17 protein-coding genes are annotated in these 16,343 nt (G+C 63.4%); all 17 read left to right on the top strand.

Going from position 1 to position 16,343, the window contains the following annotated elements; translation table 11 throughout:
- The first annotated feature begins 6 nt into the window (after positions 1-6).
- A complete protein-coding gene (locus PS14A_RS01475) occupies positions 7-261 on the top strand; it encodes an acyl carrier protein (protein WP_016772026.1) in 255 nt (84 codons plus the stop codon).
- On the top strand, positions 258-803 hold the full coding sequence (locus PS14A_RS01470; protein WP_130911758.1) for a hypothetical protein: 546 nt from the start codon (positions 258-260) through the stop codon (positions 801-803). Before PS14A_RS01475 ends, PS14A_RS01470 begins: the two co-directional genes overlap by 4 nt.
- Entirely contained in the window at positions 800-2,479 is a 1,680-nt protein-coding gene (locus PS14A_RS01465; protein ID WP_212615124.1) for an acyl-CoA synthetase family protein, read from the top strand. Before PS14A_RS01470 ends, PS14A_RS01465 begins: the two co-directional genes overlap by 4 nt.
- Positions 2,472-3,206: a glycosyltransferase family 2 protein gene (locus PS14A_RS01460; RefSeq protein ID WP_137215153.1), complete on the top strand. Its 735-nt coding sequence runs from the start codon at positions 2,472-2,474 to the stop codon at positions 3,204-3,206. Before PS14A_RS01465 ends, PS14A_RS01460 begins: the two co-directional genes overlap by 8 nt.
- Complete coding sequence (locus tag PS14A_RS01455) at positions 3,203-4,150, top strand: glycosyl transferase (protein ID WP_137215152.1); 948 nt, start codon at positions 3,203-3,205, stop codon at positions 4,148-4,150. The genes PS14A_RS01460 and PS14A_RS01455 overlap by 4 nt, the downstream gene beginning before the upstream one ends.
- Positions 4,131-5,675 carry an aromatic amino acid ammonia-lyase gene (locus PS14A_RS01450; protein ID WP_212615123.1) on the top strand — a complete coding sequence of 515 codons (1,545 nt, stop codon included), beginning with the start codon at positions 4,131-4,133 and terminating at the stop codon, positions 5,673-5,675. Before PS14A_RS01455 ends, PS14A_RS01450 begins: the two co-directional genes overlap by 20 nt.
- Positions 5,668-6,093: an acyl-CoA thioesterase gene (locus PS14A_RS01445; RefSeq protein ID WP_130911762.1), complete on the top strand. Its 426-nt coding sequence runs from the start codon at positions 5,668-5,670 to the stop codon at positions 6,091-6,093. The genes PS14A_RS01450 and PS14A_RS01445 overlap by 8 nt, the downstream gene beginning before the upstream one ends.
- Positions 6,090-6,692 (top strand): outer membrane lipoprotein carrier protein LolA, encoded by a 603-nt coding sequence (locus tag PS14A_RS01440; RefSeq protein ID WP_212615122.1) that lies wholly within the window; start codon positions 6,090-6,092, stop codon positions 6,690-6,692. The genes PS14A_RS01445 and PS14A_RS01440 overlap by 4 nt, the downstream gene beginning before the upstream one ends.
- Positions 6,676-9,006 carry an MMPL family transporter gene (locus PS14A_RS01435; RefSeq protein WP_212615121.1) on the top strand — a complete coding sequence of 777 codons (2,331 nt, stop codon included), beginning with the start codon at positions 6,676-6,678 and terminating at the stop codon, positions 9,004-9,006. Before PS14A_RS01440 ends, PS14A_RS01435 begins: the two co-directional genes overlap by 17 nt.
- The gene (locus PS14A_RS01430; RefSeq protein ID WP_212615120.1) at positions 9,003-10,166 is read left to right on the top strand and encodes a sodium:proton antiporter; all 1,164 of its coding nucleotides are present in this window, start codon (positions 9,003-9,005) and stop codon (positions 10,164-10,166) included. The genes PS14A_RS01435 and PS14A_RS01430 overlap by 4 nt, the downstream gene beginning before the upstream one ends.
- Entirely contained in the window at positions 10,153-11,400 is a 1,248-nt protein-coding gene (locus PS14A_RS01425) for an NAD(P)/FAD-dependent oxidoreductase (RefSeq protein WP_212615119.1), read from the top strand. Before PS14A_RS01430 ends, PS14A_RS01425 begins: the two co-directional genes overlap by 14 nt.
- On the top strand, positions 11,397-12,122 hold the full coding sequence (locus tag PS14A_RS01420) for a class I SAM-dependent methyltransferase (protein WP_212615118.1): 726 nt from the start codon (positions 11,397-11,399) through the stop codon (positions 12,120-12,122). Before PS14A_RS01425 ends, PS14A_RS01420 begins: the two co-directional genes overlap by 4 nt.
- A 137-nt stretch (positions 12,123-12,259) precedes the next feature.
- Positions 12,260-12,733: a hypothetical protein gene (locus PS14A_RS01415; protein WP_349251712.1), complete on the top strand. Its 474-nt coding sequence runs from the start codon at positions 12,260-12,262 to the stop codon at positions 12,731-12,733.
- Positions 12,730-13,926, top strand: a complete 1,197-nt coding sequence (locus tag PS14A_RS01410; RefSeq protein ID WP_212615116.1) for a beta-ketoacyl-[acyl-carrier-protein] synthase family protein — start codon at positions 12,730-12,732, stop codon at positions 13,924-13,926. The genes PS14A_RS01415 and PS14A_RS01410 overlap by 4 nt, the downstream gene beginning before the upstream one ends.
- A complete protein-coding gene (locus tag PS14A_RS01405) occupies positions 13,923-14,387 on the top strand; it encodes a hotdog family protein (protein ID WP_212615115.1) in 465 nt (154 codons plus the stop codon). Before PS14A_RS01410 ends, PS14A_RS01405 begins: the two co-directional genes overlap by 4 nt.
- The gene (fabG, locus tag PS14A_RS01400; protein WP_016772040.1) at positions 14,380-15,108 is read left to right on the top strand and encodes a 3-oxoacyl-ACP reductase FabG; all 729 of its coding nucleotides are present in this window, start codon (positions 14,380-14,382) and stop codon (positions 15,106-15,108) included. Before PS14A_RS01405 ends, fabG begins: the two co-directional genes overlap by 8 nt.
- A complete protein-coding gene (locus PS14A_RS01395) occupies positions 15,108-16,334 on the top strand; it encodes a beta-ketoacyl-ACP synthase (protein ID WP_212615114.1) in 1,227 nt (408 codons plus the stop codon). The genes fabG and PS14A_RS01395 overlap by 1 nt, the downstream gene beginning before the upstream one ends.
- Positions 16,335-16,343 lie beyond the last annotated feature (9 nt).

Raw genomic sequence — 16,343 nt, 5'->3', positions numbered from 1 at the left:
CGGACCATGCAAACTCGTGACGATATCTTCAACACCCTGCGCGATGCCCTGGTCGAGCTGTTCGAACTGGATCCGGCTCGTGTAAGCATGGACGCCAATCTGTATCAGGATCTGGAAATCGACAGCATCGACGCCGTCGACCTGATCGATCACATCAAACGCCAGACCGGCAAGAAAATCGCCGCCGAAGAGTTCAAATCGGTGCGCACCGTCGGTGACGTGGTCGAGGCGGTGTTCCGTCTGGTTCAACCGGCCGCATGAGCCGACTGATCGGCCTGGGCCTGCTGCTGGCCGGTCTGCTGTACCCCTTTGCGGTGTATTTCGGCATGGAGCATTTCGCCCCGTGGCAATTTGCACTGCTGCTGGGCAGCCTGTGGCTGGCGCGCGCTCTGACCGGCGAACGCAAGCCCGGCAGCCTGTGGATGGCGTGCGTGGCGATGGTGTTCTGCCTGCTGCTGGCGGTGTTCGATAGCCCGCAGCTGCTGCGCTGGTACCCGGTGCTGATCAGCGCGTTCATGCTGGTGCTGTTCGGCGCCAGCCTGAAATACGGCCCGCCAATGGTCGAGCGTCTGGCGCGCTTGCGCGAGCCGGAGCTGCCGGACGTCGCCATTCGCTACACACGCAAGGTCACGCTGGCCTGGAGCGTGTTTTTCTTCTGCAACGGTTTGTGCGCCGCCCTCCTCACCCTGTGGGCGCCGCTGGATTGGTGGATGTTGTACACCGGCCTGATCTCCTACGGATTGATCGGCCTGATGTTTGCCATTGAATGGCTGATACGACAACGGGTAAGAGGCCGTACATGAATTGGATAAAACTTGAGCAGCTGTTGCTCAAGGCACTGCCGGCACGGGCGATCTGCCAGGCGCCGGCACTCGATCACACGCAACTGCGAGCGCAGGCCTTGAGCGTCGCCGCGGGTCTGCAAAGCCGAGGCGTGAAAAGGCTGGCCGTGCATCTGGAAGATGCCGCCGACCTCGCCATCGCCCAGCTCGGTGCCTGGCGTGCCGGCGTCAGCGTGTTGCTGCCGGCGGATCTGCAAGCGCAGACGCGTCAGCGCTGGTCGCAGCAAGTTGATCTATGGCTGACCGATCAACCCGGCGACGCCCGGTTGAATGACTTCACTCAGCCCGGCCTGCCCGGTGCAGAACTGGATCTCGATCAATGCAGCCTGAGCCTGTGCACTTCCGGCTCCAGCGGCGAACCCAAGCGCATCGACAAGACCCTGCGCCAATTGGCCAACGAGGTCGAAGCGCTGGAGCTGTTGTGGGGCGCAGACCTCGGTGAAGCCTGCATCATCGGCAGTGTCGCCACGCAACACATCTATGGCCTGCTGTTTCGCGTGTTGTGGCCATTGTGCGCCGGGCGTCCGTTCGTGCGCCGGCAACTGGCCTTTTCCGAAGACTTGCAGCGCGCCAGCCGCGAATACCCGGCCTTCGCCTGGGTCGCCAGCCCGGCGCTGCTCAAGCGCATGGGCGACAATCTCGACTGGCCGGCCCTGAGCGCGGTGCGCCGGGTGTTTTCCTCCGGTGGTGCGTTGCCGCCGGAAGCGGCGCAAAGCCTGCAACAGCGCTTGCAGCAATGGCCGACGGAAATCCTCGGCAGCTCGGAAACCGGCGGCATCGCCTGGCGTCAGGGCGAGTCTCTTTGGCAGCCGTTCGCTGGCGTCGAGCTGAGCCAGGACAGCGACGGCGCCCTGCTGATCGCCTCGCCGTATCTGCCAGTTGGCCACGTCGAACACAGCGCCGATGCTGCGCGCATTGCCGCCGATGGACGCTTCGAACTGCTGGGTCGGCTCGACCGCATCGTCAAACTGGAAGAAAAACGCATCTCGTTGCCGATGCTTGAGCAGGCCTTGGCAGCCCATGACTGGGTCGCCGAGGCGCGCCTCGGTGTGGTCCAGGAAAACCGCGCTTCGCTCGGTGCGCTGCTGGTGCTCAGCGAATCGGGTCTGTTCGCCCTGCGCGAGCATGGCCGCCGTGGTCTGACCGAAACCCTGCGCAAACATCTGAGCCAACATTGCGAAGCCCTCGCCCTGCCCCGACGGTGGCGCCTGCTGCGGCAAATGCCATTGAACAGCCAAGGCAAACTGGCGCAAGCCGACGTCGAAGCGTTGCTGCTGGCCGCACGGCCGAAAGCCCCCGAAGTGCTGGAGCAGAGCGCAAGCGACGGCGAGTGGAGCCTGCAACTCAGCGTGCCGCCGGATCTGGCCTACTTCAGCGGACACTTTCCCAAGGCACCGGTTTTGCCCGGGGTGGTGCAGGTGGAATGGGCGCTGAATCTGGGTCGGCAGTTGCTGAAGCTGGACGGCGCGTTTGCCGGAATGGAAGTGCTGAAATTCCAGCAACTGGTGCGCCCGGGTGATGAAATCCAGCTGCATCTGCGTTTCGATGCCGAGCGCGGCAAGTTGTATTTCGCTTATCGCAATGACACGGCGACGTGTTCCAGCGGGCGCATTCTCCTGGGGCCTGCCCATGCATAACCCCTGCGCCGTAATCCCGGTGTACAACCACGAAACCGCGATCACCACCGTGGTCGATGCCCTGCTTGCACAAGGCCTGCCATGCATTCTGGTGGACGATGCCAGCGAGCCGTCCTGCGCGCGGGTGCTCGACACCCTGGCCCAGCGCGACAGGGTTTTTCTGGTGCGCCTGACGGCCAATCAGGGCAAGGGCGGCGCGGTGATGACCGGTCTGCGCGAAGCCTCGCGGCTGGGCTACAGCCATGCCTTGCAGGTCGACGCCGATGGCCAGCACGATTTGCACGATGTTGCGCGCTTCGTCGGCGAATCCCGCGCCCATCCCGAGGCGATGATCTGCGGCTATCCGCTGTTCGACGAGAGCGTGCCGAAAGGACGTTTGTACGCGCGCTACCTGACCCACGTGATGGTGTGGATCAACACCCTGTCGTTGCAGATTCGCGATTCGATGTGCGGCTTCCGTGTTTATCCGCTGGCGCCGACTCTGGCGGTGATTGACTCGGCGAAAGTCGGCAAACGCATGGATTTCGACTCGGACATTCTCGTGCGTCTGGCCTGGCGCAATCAGCCGATGCGCTGGCTGCAGACCAGCGTGCATTACCCGTTGGACGGCGTATCGCACTTTCGCCTGTTCCACGACAACGCGCTGATTTCCAGCATGCACACGCGGCTGTTCTTCGGCATGTTGCTGCGTTGGCCGCTGATCCTCTGGCGACGGTGGAAGCCATGAGCGAAGAAGCTGACAAGAAGCACTGGGCCGACCGCGAAGAGCGGGGCAGCTTCCTGCTGATGAAATTTACCGCGTTCGCCGCCAAAGTCCTCGGCCGCCGCCTGCTCAGTCCGTTGCTGTACGGCATCGTCCTGTATTTTTTCCTCTTCGGCCGGATCGCCCGGCGCAGTGCCTGGCAGTACCAGCAGCGGCTGGCCGAGTGGAGCCGGCGCGACGACCTGCGCCCGAGCCACTGGCGGGTGTTCGGCCAGTTCATGACCTTTGCCGATTCGCTGCTCGACAAGCTCGACGTGTGGAATGGCAAGCTGAGCATCGAGCAGATCGAAATCATCGACCCGGCGCTGCTGCGCAAGCAGTTGCGCGGCAGTCGCGGGCAACTGCTGGTCGGCGCGCATCTGGGCAATCTCGAAGTGTGCCGGGCGCTGGCGGAGATCGGCGAAAAGGTCACCATGAACGTGTTGGTGCACACAAAGCACGCCGAACAATTCAACCGCTTGCTTGGCGAGGCCGGGGCGACCAATCTGCGCCTGATCCAGGTCAGCGAACTCGACCCGGTGATCATGCTGCAACTGCACGAACGGCTCGAACGCGGCGAGTGGCTGGCGATTGCCGGTGACCGCGTGCCACTGCACGGCGGGCGCAGCGTGACGGTGGATTTTCTCGGCCATCCGGCGCCATTTCCGCAAGGCCCGTGGTTGCTGGCCGGCCTGCTCAAGTGCCCGGTCAATCTGCTGATGTGCCTCAAGCAACCCGACGGCCACTATCGCCTGACCCTCGAACCGTTCGCCGACGCGGTGGTGTGGACACGCCGCGAGCGCGAGCAGGTCATTCATCAGTGGGCCACCCGCTACGCGCAGCGCCTGAGTCACTATTGCCTCGAAGCCCCGCAGCAATGGTTCAACTTTTACCCATTCTGGAAGACCGATGACGACGCCAACCCATGAGCCGGTAACCTTCGGCGAACGCCCTTTGCGCATCGAAGACGTGCTGGCCCTGGCCAACCGTCAGGCGCCCGTGCAGTTGCAGGCTGATGCCGACTATCGCGAGCGCATCGCCAAGGGCGCGCGGTTTCTCGATTCGCTGCTGGACAAGGAAGGTGTGATCTACGGCGTCACCACCGGTTACGGCGATTCCTGCGTGGTCGCGGTGCCGCTGCATCACGTCGAGGCGCTGCCGCGTCATCTCTACACTTTTCACGGCTGCGGCCTGGGCAAACTGCTCGACGCGCAGGCAACCCGCGCGGTGCTGGCGGCGCGTTTGCAGTCGTTGTGTCACGGCGTCTCCGGGGTGCGCGTCGAACTGCTCGAGCGTCTGCATGCGTTTCTCGAATACGACATCCTGCCGTTGATTCCCGAAGAGGGTTCGGTGGGTGCCAGCGGCGATCTGACGCCGCTGTCCTATGTCGCCGCAACCCTGTCCGGCGAGCGCGAAGTGATGTTCCGTGGCGAACGTCGTCAGGCTGCCGACGTGCATCGCGAGCTGGGCTGGACAGCGCTGGTGCTGCGTCCGAAAGAGGCGCTGGCGCTGATGAACGGCACAGCGGTGATGACCGGCCTCGCCTGCCTCGCTTTCGCCCGCGCCGATTATCTGCTGCAACTGGCCACGCGCATCACCGCGCTCAACGTCGTCGCGCTGCAAGGCAATCCGGAGCACTTCGACGAACGCCTGTTCGCCGCCAAGCCGCATCCGGGGCAGATGCAGGTCGCCGCGTGGCTGCGCAAGGATCTGGCGATCGACGCGCCAACCGCCCCACTGCATCGTCTGCAGGATCGCTACTCGCTGCGTTGCGCGCCGCATGTGCTCGGCGTGTTGGCCGACAGCCTGAACTGGCTGCGCAGCTTCATCGAAACCGAGCTGAACAGCGCCAACGACAACCCGATCATCGACGCCGAAGCCGAGCGTGTTCTGCATGGTGGGCACTTCTACGGTGGCCACATTGCGTTCGCCATGGACAGCCTGAAAAACCTCGTGGCCAACGTCGCCGATCTGCTCGATCGGCAATTGGCGTTGCTGGTCGACGAGCGCTACAACCACGGCTTGCCGAGCAACCTCTCCGGCGCCCCCGCCGATCGGGCGATGATCAACCACGGCTTCAAAGCCGTGCAGATCGGCACCAGCGCCTGGACCGCCGAAGCGCTGAAAAACACCATGCCGGCCAGCGTGTTCTCGCGCTCCACCGAATGCCACAACCAGGACAAGGTGAGCATGGGCACCATCGCCGCCCGTGATGCGATTCGCGTGCTGGAGCTGACCGAACAGGTCGCCGCCGCCACCCTGCTCGCCGCCAATCAGGGCGTGTGGCTGCGCGCTCAAGCCCCCGATGCGCGTCCGCTGCCGCCGGCACTGGCGGCGATGCACGAAGAGCTGGGCAAAGACTTCCCGCCGGTCATCGAAGACCGCGCGCTGGAAGGCGAACTGCGCCTGTGCCTGCAACGCATCGCCGCGCAACACTGGAGGCTGCATGCGTAGTGCCGGAGTGCTTCACGCCGATACCGAGATTCTGGTGCCGTTTTTCGACGTCGACACCATGCACGTGGTCTGGCACGGCCATTACGTCAAATACCTCGAAGTGGCGCGCTGCGCGCTGCTGGACAAGATCGGCCACAACTACACGCACATGGTCGAGTCGGGTTACGCCTGGCCGATCATCGACCTGCAACTGCGCTACGTGCGCAGCGCAGTGTTCGGCCAACGGCTGAACGTGCGCGCCAGCCTGATCGAGTGGGAAAACCGTCTGAAGATCAATTACCTGATCACCGACCTGCAGACCGGCGAACGCCTGACCCGCGCAAGCTCTGTGCAAGTCGCTGTGGAAGTCAGCAGCCGCGAGATGCAACTGGCCTCACCAAAAGTCTTCACCGATGCCGTGGAAAGGATGCTGCGATGAATGTGTTGTTCAAAAGCCTTGGCGCGTTGGCGCTGCTGGCCGTGTCGTCATGGGCCAATGCCTTCGACCTGCAACAACTCAGTGAACAACTGGCGAAACCGGATGTTATCCACGGCCAGTTCACTCAGGAAAAACACCTGCGCGCCCTGCCGCAGCCACTGATCAGCAAGGGCAGCTTCGTCCTCGCGAAAAATCATGGCCTGCTGTGGCTGTTGAAAACCCCGCTGCAACAGGATTACCGCATCACCGCCAATGGCATCGCCCGCCGTGACACCAATGGCTGGCAACTGCTGCCGAACAAGAGCGCCGGTGCCGAGCAGAACCGTTTGTTCCTCGCCGTGCTGCAAGGTGACAGCAGCGGTTTGCAGCGGGACTTTGAACTGGCCCTGAGCGGCACGGCGCAGCAGTGGCAACTGACCCTGACGCCGCGTTCGGTGCTGCTCAAGCAAGTGTTCAAGCAGATCAATATTGACGGCGGTGCTCTGGTGCAAAGCATCGAATTGCTGGAAACCCAAGGCGACAGCACGTTGCTGCGCATGCAGGACAGCACGGCCGAGCAACCCTTGAGCGAAGCGGAGCAACATGACTTTGCTGAGTGAACGCAAGCTGCCCTGGCTGTTTCTGAGCCTGCTGCTGGCCGTCGTCGCGCTGGCTGCCTGGCAGTGGCGCGACGGTGCGCCGCTGTCGGCCAATCTCATGGAGCTGGTGCCCGGGACCAATCCCGACGCGCTGGAATTGCGCGCCGAGCAGCGCATGCAAGAACCGCTCAATCGCGAAATGCTGGTGCTGGTCGGCCACGCCGATCGCCAGCGAGCACTGACCATGGCCCAGCAACTGGGCGAACAATGGCAGGCCAGCGGTCTGTTCGAAACCGTGCAGTGGAACCTGCAAGCCGACTTGCCGGCGCTGCGCAAGCAATTGCTGCAAGGGCGTTTGGCGATGCTCTCGGCGGATGATCGGCAGCTGCTCAGCGAACATCCCGAGGTTTTCATTCAGCAGCGGGTGCAGGCGCTGTTCGATCCGTTCAACGGCTTCACCCTGGTGCCGAGCCAGGACGATTGGCTGGGCCTGACCGGACGCATCCAGAACAGCCAGCCGAAACACGGCGCGGTGCAACTGGACATCGGCAGCGGCGCATTGGTCGCCGACGCCGACGGCAAGAGCTGGGTGATGCTGCGTGCGCGCACCACCGGCAACGCCTTCGACATGAACCTGCCGCTGCAAGTGGCAGAGCTGCTCAAGCACAGCCGCGAACTGGCGGCGAAAGGCGACGTGCAGTTGCTCGCCGCCAGTGGCCTGCTGTATGCGGCTAATGGCCAACAACAAGCCACCCGCGAAATGACCTGGGTCGGCGGTGGCGCGACGGTCGGCATTCTGCTGTTGCTGCTGTTGGCGTTTCGCCGCTGGGGCGTGCTGCTGGCGTTTGTGCCGGTGCTGGTCGGCATGCTGTTCGGCGCGGTGGCCTGCGTGGCGCTGTTCGGTCACATGCATGTGATGACGCTGGTGCTCGGTTCGAGCCTGATCGGCGTTGCCGTCGATTACCCGCTGCACTATCTGTCCAAGAGCTGGAGTCTCAAGCCCTGGCGCAGCTGGCAGGCCCTGCGCCTGACCTTGCCGGGGCTGACCCTGAGCCTGATCACCAGCGTCATCGGTTATCTGGCCTTGGCCTGGACCCCGTTCCCGGCATTGACGCAGATAGCCGTGTTCTCCGCCGCCGGCTTGCTCGGTGCCTATCTTTCTGCGGTCTGCCTGCTGCCGGCGCTGCTGAAAAATGTTCAACTGCGCCCGGCGCAATGGCCGCTGCGCCTGGCCGAACGCCTGATTCATCTGCGTGAGGCGCTGCTCGGTTGCATTGGCACGCCCGCGCTGCTGGCCCTGCTGATCGCCTTCTGCGTCGGCGGTCTGATGCAGTTGCAGAGCAAAAACGATATCCGCCAATGGGTCGGCGCGCCGCAGCATCTGACCGACGAAGCGCAGACCATCGCGCGCATCACCGGGTATCAACCGACCAGCCAGTTCTTCCTGATCCGCGCGGCCAATCAGGAGCAATTGCTTGAGCGCCAGGCAGCGCTGAGCGAACGGCTGCAGCAACTGGTCAACCTCGACAAACTGCAAGGCTATCTGGCCCTCGATCAACTGGTCAGCGCGCCGAGCCAGCAACAGCAAGTGCGCGAATCACTGAACAAGCTGCCGTCATTCTGGCAACCGCTGCTCGATCTCGGTGTGCCAGTGACGGCGTTGCAAAACGAATTGCAGCAATTGCAGACCCTGCCCGCCGAAGATATCGACGCCGCGCTGGCCGGCCCGCTCGGTGAGCCGTATCGGACACTGTGGCTTGGCCCGACTGAAGACGGCGTCGCAGCAATCACCAGCCTGCAGGGCTTGAACAATCCGTCGTTGTTGCGCGTGCAGGCGCTCGATTTGCCGGGGGTGGTGCTGGTCGATCGCCTCGGTGACCTGAACAAGGTGTTTGCCGCCACGCAGATCAGCGCCGCCGAACTGAAACTGGCCTCCTGCGTGTTGATCGTGCTGGTGCTGATGCTGCCGTTCGGCCTGACTGGCGCACTGCGCATCGTCGCCCTGCCACTGCTGGCGGCGCTGTGCAGTCTGGCCAGCCTTGGCTGGCTCGGTCAGCCACTGACCCTGTTCAGCGTGTTCGGCCTGTTGCTGGTGACGGCGATCAGCGTCGATTACGCAATCCTCATGCGTGAGCAGGTCGGCGGCGCGGCGGTGAGCCTTCTCGGCACCTTGCTCGCAGCAGTGACGACGTGGCTGTCGTTCGGCCTGCTGGCGGTTTCCAGTACGCCGGCGGTGAGCAATTTCGGCCTGTCGGTAAGCCTCGGTCTGGCGTTCAGCTTCATGCTCGCACCGTGGGCCGGGCGCCATGAACCGGTTGCGGAGCCAGCGGCATGATGGTCTTCGGCTTCTGGTTGCTGGCCTTGGCGCTGTTTGCCCTGGCGACCCGGGTCGGCCGTCACTTCGGCCTGATTCCGATCGTCAGTCAGTTGCTGCTGGCGAGCTTCGGCTTGCCGTTGCTGATGTACTTCTGGATCGAACCGGGCTGGCAGCTCAGCGGCGCACAACTGATAGCTCCGGACTGGCTGAAAAACCTCTACAGCCTGAGTTTCGCCTTGCTGCTCGGGCACATTCTCAGCGATGTCATCGATCTGCGTCTGGATCGCCAGAGCGTAAAAATCGCTGTGCCGAGTTTCGCTGTGCCGTTCGCTTGCGGGTTGGCGGTCGCGTATTGGTTGCTGCCGTCGCAGCCGTGGCTCAACGCACTGGCCATCGGACTGGTCTTCGCCATAACGGCGATCCCGGTGTTGTACCTGTATTTGCGCCACATCGATTACCCGCCCGCTGCCACCCGGCGTCTGGTGCAAACCGCGATCCTTATCGATCTGACCTGCTGGACGCTGTTCGGCCTCGCCCAAGGCAGTCTGCACTTGAGCAGCCTGTTGCTGCCTGTAGCCATGGCCGGCGTGCCGCTGCTTTTGCACCTGCTGCGCGTGCGTCGCCCGCTGACCTACAGCCTCGGCTTCTTCGCGTTGCTGGTGATGGCCGAGCATTACAAACTCAACGCGCTGATTTTCGGCATCGGCTATCTGCTGTGCATGGCGCTGCTGAAAGTGCCGTTGGTGCTGCCGTTGCCGGCACGCTGGATGAGCCGCTTGCAGACGTGGATCGCGATCCCGCTGATCCTCACCTTCGGCATCGTCCAGATCGACGTGCACAGCGCCCTCGCCAGCCTAGACGCCGGGCAGTGGGCGGCGCTGCTGCTGTTGCCGATTGCCAGTAAACTGCTGGGCAACTGGCTCGGCCTCGGTTGGGCGGGCGCCTCGTTCGCTGGCGCCAGCCGCTGGCGCGAAAGCGTACTGCTGAACATTCGCGGCCTGAGCGAAATCGTCTTTCTCAATCTGTTGTTGCAGCAACAGCTCATCACCCCGGCGCTGTATTTCGCGTTGATGCTGATGGGCCTGATCGCGACGCTGCTGCCGGCCCTGATCGGCCTGCATCGCGCGCCCTTGAATCTGAACAGTCCTCTGCCCCGGAGCTCACGTGCCAATCGTTGAAATGGAATCCCGTCAGGTCGTGATCATCGGTGCCGGCCCGTCCGGCGCTATCGCCGCCGCCCTGCTCAAACGCAAGGGCCACGATGTGCTGGTGCTCGAGCGCCAGCACTTCCCGCGCTTCTCCATCGGCGAAAGCCTGCTCAGCCACTGCCTGGATTTCGTCGAAGAAGCCGGCATGCTCGACGCCGTCAACGTCGCCGGTTTCCAGCGCAAGACCGGCGCAGCGTTTGCCTGGGGCGAGCGCTACAGCGCTTTCGATTTTGGCGACACCTTCACCGCCGGCAAGCCGACCACGTTCCAGGTGCAGCGCGCCGATTTCGACAAGTTGCTGGCCGATCAGGCGGCACTGCAAGGCGCGGAAATCCGCTATGGCGATGCGATCGTCAGCGTCGATTTCGATCAGGCGAAACCATTCCTTGATGTGCGTCGCGAAGACGGCAGCGAGTACCGCGTCGAAGCCGATTTCGTCCTGGACGCCAGCGGCTACGGCCGCGTACTGTCGCGCTTGCTCGACCTCGAAGCACCTTCGAATTTCCCGGTGCGTCAGGCGGTGTTCACCCATGTTGAAGATCACATCGACAATCCGGCGTTCGACCGCGAAAAAATCCTCGTCACCACCCATCCTGAGCATCGCGATGTGTGGTTCTGGACCATCCCGTTCAGCAACGGCCGCTGCTCGGTGGGCGTGGTCGCGGCTGAGGAACATTTCCGGGGCCGCGACAGCGACCTCGATGTCTGCCTGCGCAGCTTCATCGCCGAGACGCCAAGCCTCGCCGGGGTTCTGAACAACGCGGTCTGGGACACCCCGGCGCGCACCCTCGGCGGCTACGCAGCCAATGTGAAAACCCTGCATGGCCCGGGCTTCGCGCTGTTGGGCAACGCCGCAGAATTCCTCGATCCGGTGTTCTCCTCCGGCGTGACCATCGCCATGCGATCGGCGAGCATGGCTGCCGGCGTGCTGCACCGTCAGTTGCAGGGTGAAACGGTCGACTGGCAAAGCGAATTTGCCGAGCCGTTGAAACGCGGCGTCGACACCTTCCGCTGCTACGTCGAAGGCTGGTACGCCGGCACCTTCCAGGACGTGATTTTCTATGAGGACAGCCAGGCGGAGATTCGCCGGATGATCTGCTCGATCCTCGCCGGTTATGCCTGGGACGAGCGCAACCCGTTCGTCAGCGAGGCGCGGCGCCGGCTGAAGATGATTTCTCAACTCTGCGCGCAGGACACCCCATGAATTACCTGAGCGACAGCTACGTCGAGGAAACCCGCTTCGGTTTCTGGTTCCTGCGCAGCCATACCTGGCAGCACCATGTGTTGCGGGTGGCGATCAATGATCTGCGTGGATTGTTCAGTGAAGCACTGCCGGAACACCCGGTGCTGCTGGACGCCGGTTGCGGACAGGGCAAGTCCTTCGGCCACCTGCGCCAGACCTTCGCCCCGCAGCGCCTGATCGGCGTCGACGCCGACCCGCACAGCCTGCAACTCAGCGCCGAAGAGGCCACGCGCCTGGGCATGCCAGTCGAGTTGATCGGCAGCGATTGCGCCACGCTCAACGTCGCCGACGCCAGCGTCGACCTGCTGTTCTGCCACCAGACCTTCCATCATCTGGTCGAGCAGGAAAAGGCCTTGGCCGAGTTCTACCGCGTGCTGAAACCGGGCGGCTATCTGCTGTTCGCCGAGTCCACCGAGGCTTACATTGATACCTGGGTGATTCGCTGGCTGTTCCGCCATCCGATGCACGTACAGAAGAGCGCCGCCGGCTATCTGCAGATGATCCGCGAGCAGGGTTTCGAGTTTGCCGAGCGCAATGTGTCCTATCCGTATCTGTGGTGGAGCCGGTCGAAGGATTTTGGATTGCTGGAGAGGTTGGGGTTGAGCAAGCCCAAGCCATTCGGTGAGCGTGAAGAAACGCTGGTGAATGTCGTCGCGCGCAAGCCATTGCAGGAATCTGTCTGATGTACGGCTATCGATCTGAACACCTGAAACCCTGTGAGAGCGAGCCTGCTCGCGAAAGCGGTGTATCAGTCAGCAAAGGTGGCGAATGTCAGATTGCATTCGCGAGCAGGCTCGCTCCCACAGGGTTTGCTGCATGGATGGTGATCGTTTTGTCAGCCCTGCTGCTCAGCGCCTGCACCAGCCAGCCACCGCTGCCAGCGGCCAACCCGACATTGCCCCTGCCGCTGCAACTGCACATCGAGCGCGAGCAGGCCGGGCAGCGTCAGGACTGGCTGCTGGTGATCCAGCGTGAAGGCGCCGGCACGCGCTGGTCGATGATGGATCCGCTGGGCATTCCCCAGGCGCGTCAGCAACTGATCGACGGGCATTGGCAGGCCGATGGTCTGCTGCCGCCCAATCCCGAGGCGCGAGAGTTGTTCGCCGCATTGCTGTTCGGCCTGACGCCGTCCTCCGAGCTGCTGCGCAACTATCCCGACGCCCGGCAAACAACCGATCAGCGTTCACTGCCGGCGCGCTGGAACATCCGCTATTCACAACCGCTGAGCTTCGAATTGAACCTGCCTCAAGGCCCGCACTATCGCGTTTCCCAGTTAGGTGAATCGACGCCATGACCGCTTACCTGAATGCCCTCGGCGTGATCTGCGCTTTGGGCCGCGACAAGTCTGAAGTCGCGCGCAATCTGTTTGCCGGCGACTGTTCGGGCATGCGCCGCGAGTCCGGTTGGGTCGCCGAACGTGAACTGCCTGTGGCCAGCGTGCACGGTGAATTGGCGCCGATCCCGGTCGAACTGATCGAGCACAGCAGCCGCAACAATCAGCTGCTGCTGGAAGCAGCGCTGCAGATTCGAGACGACATCGATCGTGCGATCCAGACCTTCGGCCGCGAGCGCATAGGCGTGGTGCTAGGCACCAGCACCTCGGGCATCGACGAGGCCAGCCGGGGTCTTGCGCATTACATTCGCGAACAGCAATTTCCTCCCGAGTACGACTATCGCCAGCAGGAACTCGGCGCCCCGGCGAATTTCCTCGCCGAATGGCTGCAACTGAGCGGCCCGGCCTACGTGATTTCCACCGCCTGCACTTCCAGCGCCCGCGCTTTAATGAGCGCCCAGCGCCTGCTCGATCTGGGCCTGTGCGATGCGGTGCTGTGTGGCGGCGTCGACAGTCTGTGCAAGCTCACGCTGAACGGTTTCTCTTCGCTGGAAGCCGTTTCCGACGAGCGCTGCAATCCGTTTTCCGTCAACCGCAACGGCATCAATATCGGCGAGGCAGCGGTACTGTTCGTGATGAGCAAACAGCGCGGCGAAGGCCCCGGAATCGCCCTGCTGGGGACGGGCGCCAGCTCGGATGCGCACCATATTTCCGCGCCGGAGCCGAGCGGCCGCGGCGCCCTGCAAGCGATGCAGAAAGCGCTTGGCCGCGCTGGTCTGCAAGCCGCGCAAATCGACTACCTGAACCTGCACGGCACCGCCACTGCGCACAACGACGCGATGGAAAGTCTGGCGGTCGCGGCGCTGTTTCCCGAAGGCGTCGCCTGCTCGTCGACCAAACCGCTGACCGGTCACACCCTCGGCGCGGCCGGCGCGTTGGAAGCGGCGTTCTGCTGGTTGAGCCTGAGTGCCGAAAACCCTGCACAGGCGTTGCCGCCGCACATCTGGGATGGCCAGGCCGATCCCGCGCTGCCGCCGCTCAACTGGGTGACCGCGAGCGAACGCCTGACGTCCATTGCACCGCGCTACCTGATGAGCAACTCGTTTGCCTTCGGCGGCAACAACGTCAGCCTGATTATCGGAGACGCACCATGAGCCACTGGCCGCTCGCCGAACTGCTGCCGCATGCCGGCGACATGATCCTGATCGACGCCATCGAGCGCTTCGACGATGAGCAGATTTTCACTCGCCTCACGGTCAAGCCCGACGGCCTGTTCAACCTGCCCGACGGCAGCCTGCCGGCGTGGGTCGGCGTCGAGCTGATGGCGCAGAGCGTCGCCGCTTTCGCCGGTTGCCACGCCCGGCAAAAAGGCAATCCGCCGGAGCTGGGCTTTCTCCTCGGCACGCGCAAATTCGAGTGCAACGTCGAAGCCTTTGCGCCCGGCAGCGAGCTGACCATCCATGGCCTGCGCTCACTGGAAGACGACAACGGCATGGGCGTATTCGAATGTCACATCCACGGCGACGGCATTCATGCCAGCGCCCGCCTGAACGTGTTCCGTCCGCCGCAAGCCAACCGATATCTGCAACAGACAAAGGAGTCGCACGATGACTGAATCCGTACTGGTCACCGGCTCCAGCCGTGGCATCGGCCGCGCCATTGCCTTGCGTCTGGCGCAGGCCGGGCATGACATCGTCCTGCATTGCCGCAGCGGCATGACTGAAGCCCAAGCGGTGCAGGCCGAAATCGAAGCACTGGGTCGCCGCGCGCGCATCCTGCAATTCGACGTCGCCGACCGTGAAACCTGTAAAAGCATTCTCGAGGCCGACGTCGAAAACCATGGCGCCTATTACGGCGTGGTGCTCAACGCCGGGCTGACCCGCGACGGCGCGTTTCCGGCGCTGAGCGATGACGATTGGGACGTGGTCCTGCGCACCAACCTCGACGGTTTCTACAACGTTCTGCACCCGGTGATGATGCCGATGATCCGTCGTCGCGCCGCCGGACGCATCGTCTGCATCACCTCGGTGTCGGGCCTGATCGGCAACCGTGGGCAAGTCAATTACAGCGCCTCGAAGGCCGGCGTGATCGGTGCGGCAAAGGCGTTGGCGATCGAGCTGGGCAAGCGCAAAATTACGGTTAACTGCGTCGCCCCTGGCCTGATCGACACGGCCATGCTCGACGAAAACGTGCCGGTGGAGGAACTGATGAAAATGATCCCCGCGCAGCGCATGGGCACCCCGGAAGAAGTGGCCGCTGCGGTGAATTTCCTGATGTCGGCGGAAGCCTCGTACATCACTCGCCAGGTGCTGGCGGTCAACGGAGGCCTGTGCTGATGAAGCGCGTCGTCGTCACCGGCATGGCCGGCATCACCTCACTGGGCAGCGACTGGCAAACCATTGCCGGCAATTTCGCGGCCAATCGCAGTGGCATTCGCCGCATGGACGAGTGGGATCGCTTCACTGAGCTGAACACGCGTCTGGCCGGGCCTATCGATGATTTTCTCGTACCGTCGCACTGGACCCGCAAGCAGTTGCGCAGCATGGGCCGGGTTTCGCGACTGGCGGTCGGCGCAGCAGAAAAGGCTCTGGCCGATGCTGGCCTGCTCGGTGACGAATCGATCAAGGACGGGCGCATGGGCGTCGCTTGTGGGTCATCTACCGGTAGCACTGACGAAATCAAAGCGTTCGGCAACATGCTGCTCAATTCGGTGGCCGAGGGCCTGAACGCCAACTCCTATGTGCGGATGATGCCGCACACCACCGCCGCCAATATCAGCATCTTCTTCGGCCTCACCGGCCGCCTGATCCCCACCTCCAGCGCCTGCACCAGCGGCAGCCAGGGCATCGGCTACGCCTACGAAGCAATCAAGTTCGGCCGCCTGCCGTTGATGCTCGCCGGCGGCGCCGAAGAGCTGTGCCCGACCGAAGCCATGGTGTTCGACGCGCTCTACGCCACCAGCCTGAAAAACGATGCACCGCAGACCAGCCCACGCCCGTACGACAAGGGCCGCGACGGTCTGGTGATCGGTGAAGGTGGCGGCATGCTGGTGCTTGAGGAGCTGGAACACGCCCTCGCCCGTGGCGCGCACATTCACGCGGAAATCGTCGGTTTCGGCAGCAACGCCGACGGCCAGCACACCACCCGCCCGGAACAGGTCACGATGCGCCGCGCCATGGAGCTGGCCCTGGAAGATGCCGGCCTCACCCCGGACGCCATCGGCTATGTGAACGGCCACGGCACCGCCACCGAACAGGGCGACATCGCCGAAACGCTGGCCACCAGCAGCCTGTTCGGCGAACACATGCCGATCAGTTCGCAGAAGAGTTTCCTCGGCCACACCCTCGGCGCCTGCGGTGCACTGGAATCATGGTTCAGCATCGAGATGCTCAACAGCGACCGTTACGTGCACACCTTCAACCTCGACGAGGTCGACCCGCACTGCGGCAAGCTCGATTACCTGCGCGGCGAATTCCGTCAGATGCATCACGACTACGTGATGAACAACAATTTCGCTTTCGGCGGCGTCAACACCTCGTTGATCTTCCGCCGCTGGGCATAACCGAATCAA

The sequence above is a fragment of the Pseudomonas sp. 14A genome, assembly GCF_018132745.1.
GTDB classification, from domain to species: Bacteria; Pseudomonadota; Gammaproteobacteria; order Pseudomonadales; family Pseudomonadaceae; genus Aquipseudomonas; species Aquipseudomonas mercuritolerans.
This window is presented reverse-complemented; position numbering and strand designations above follow the sequence as displayed.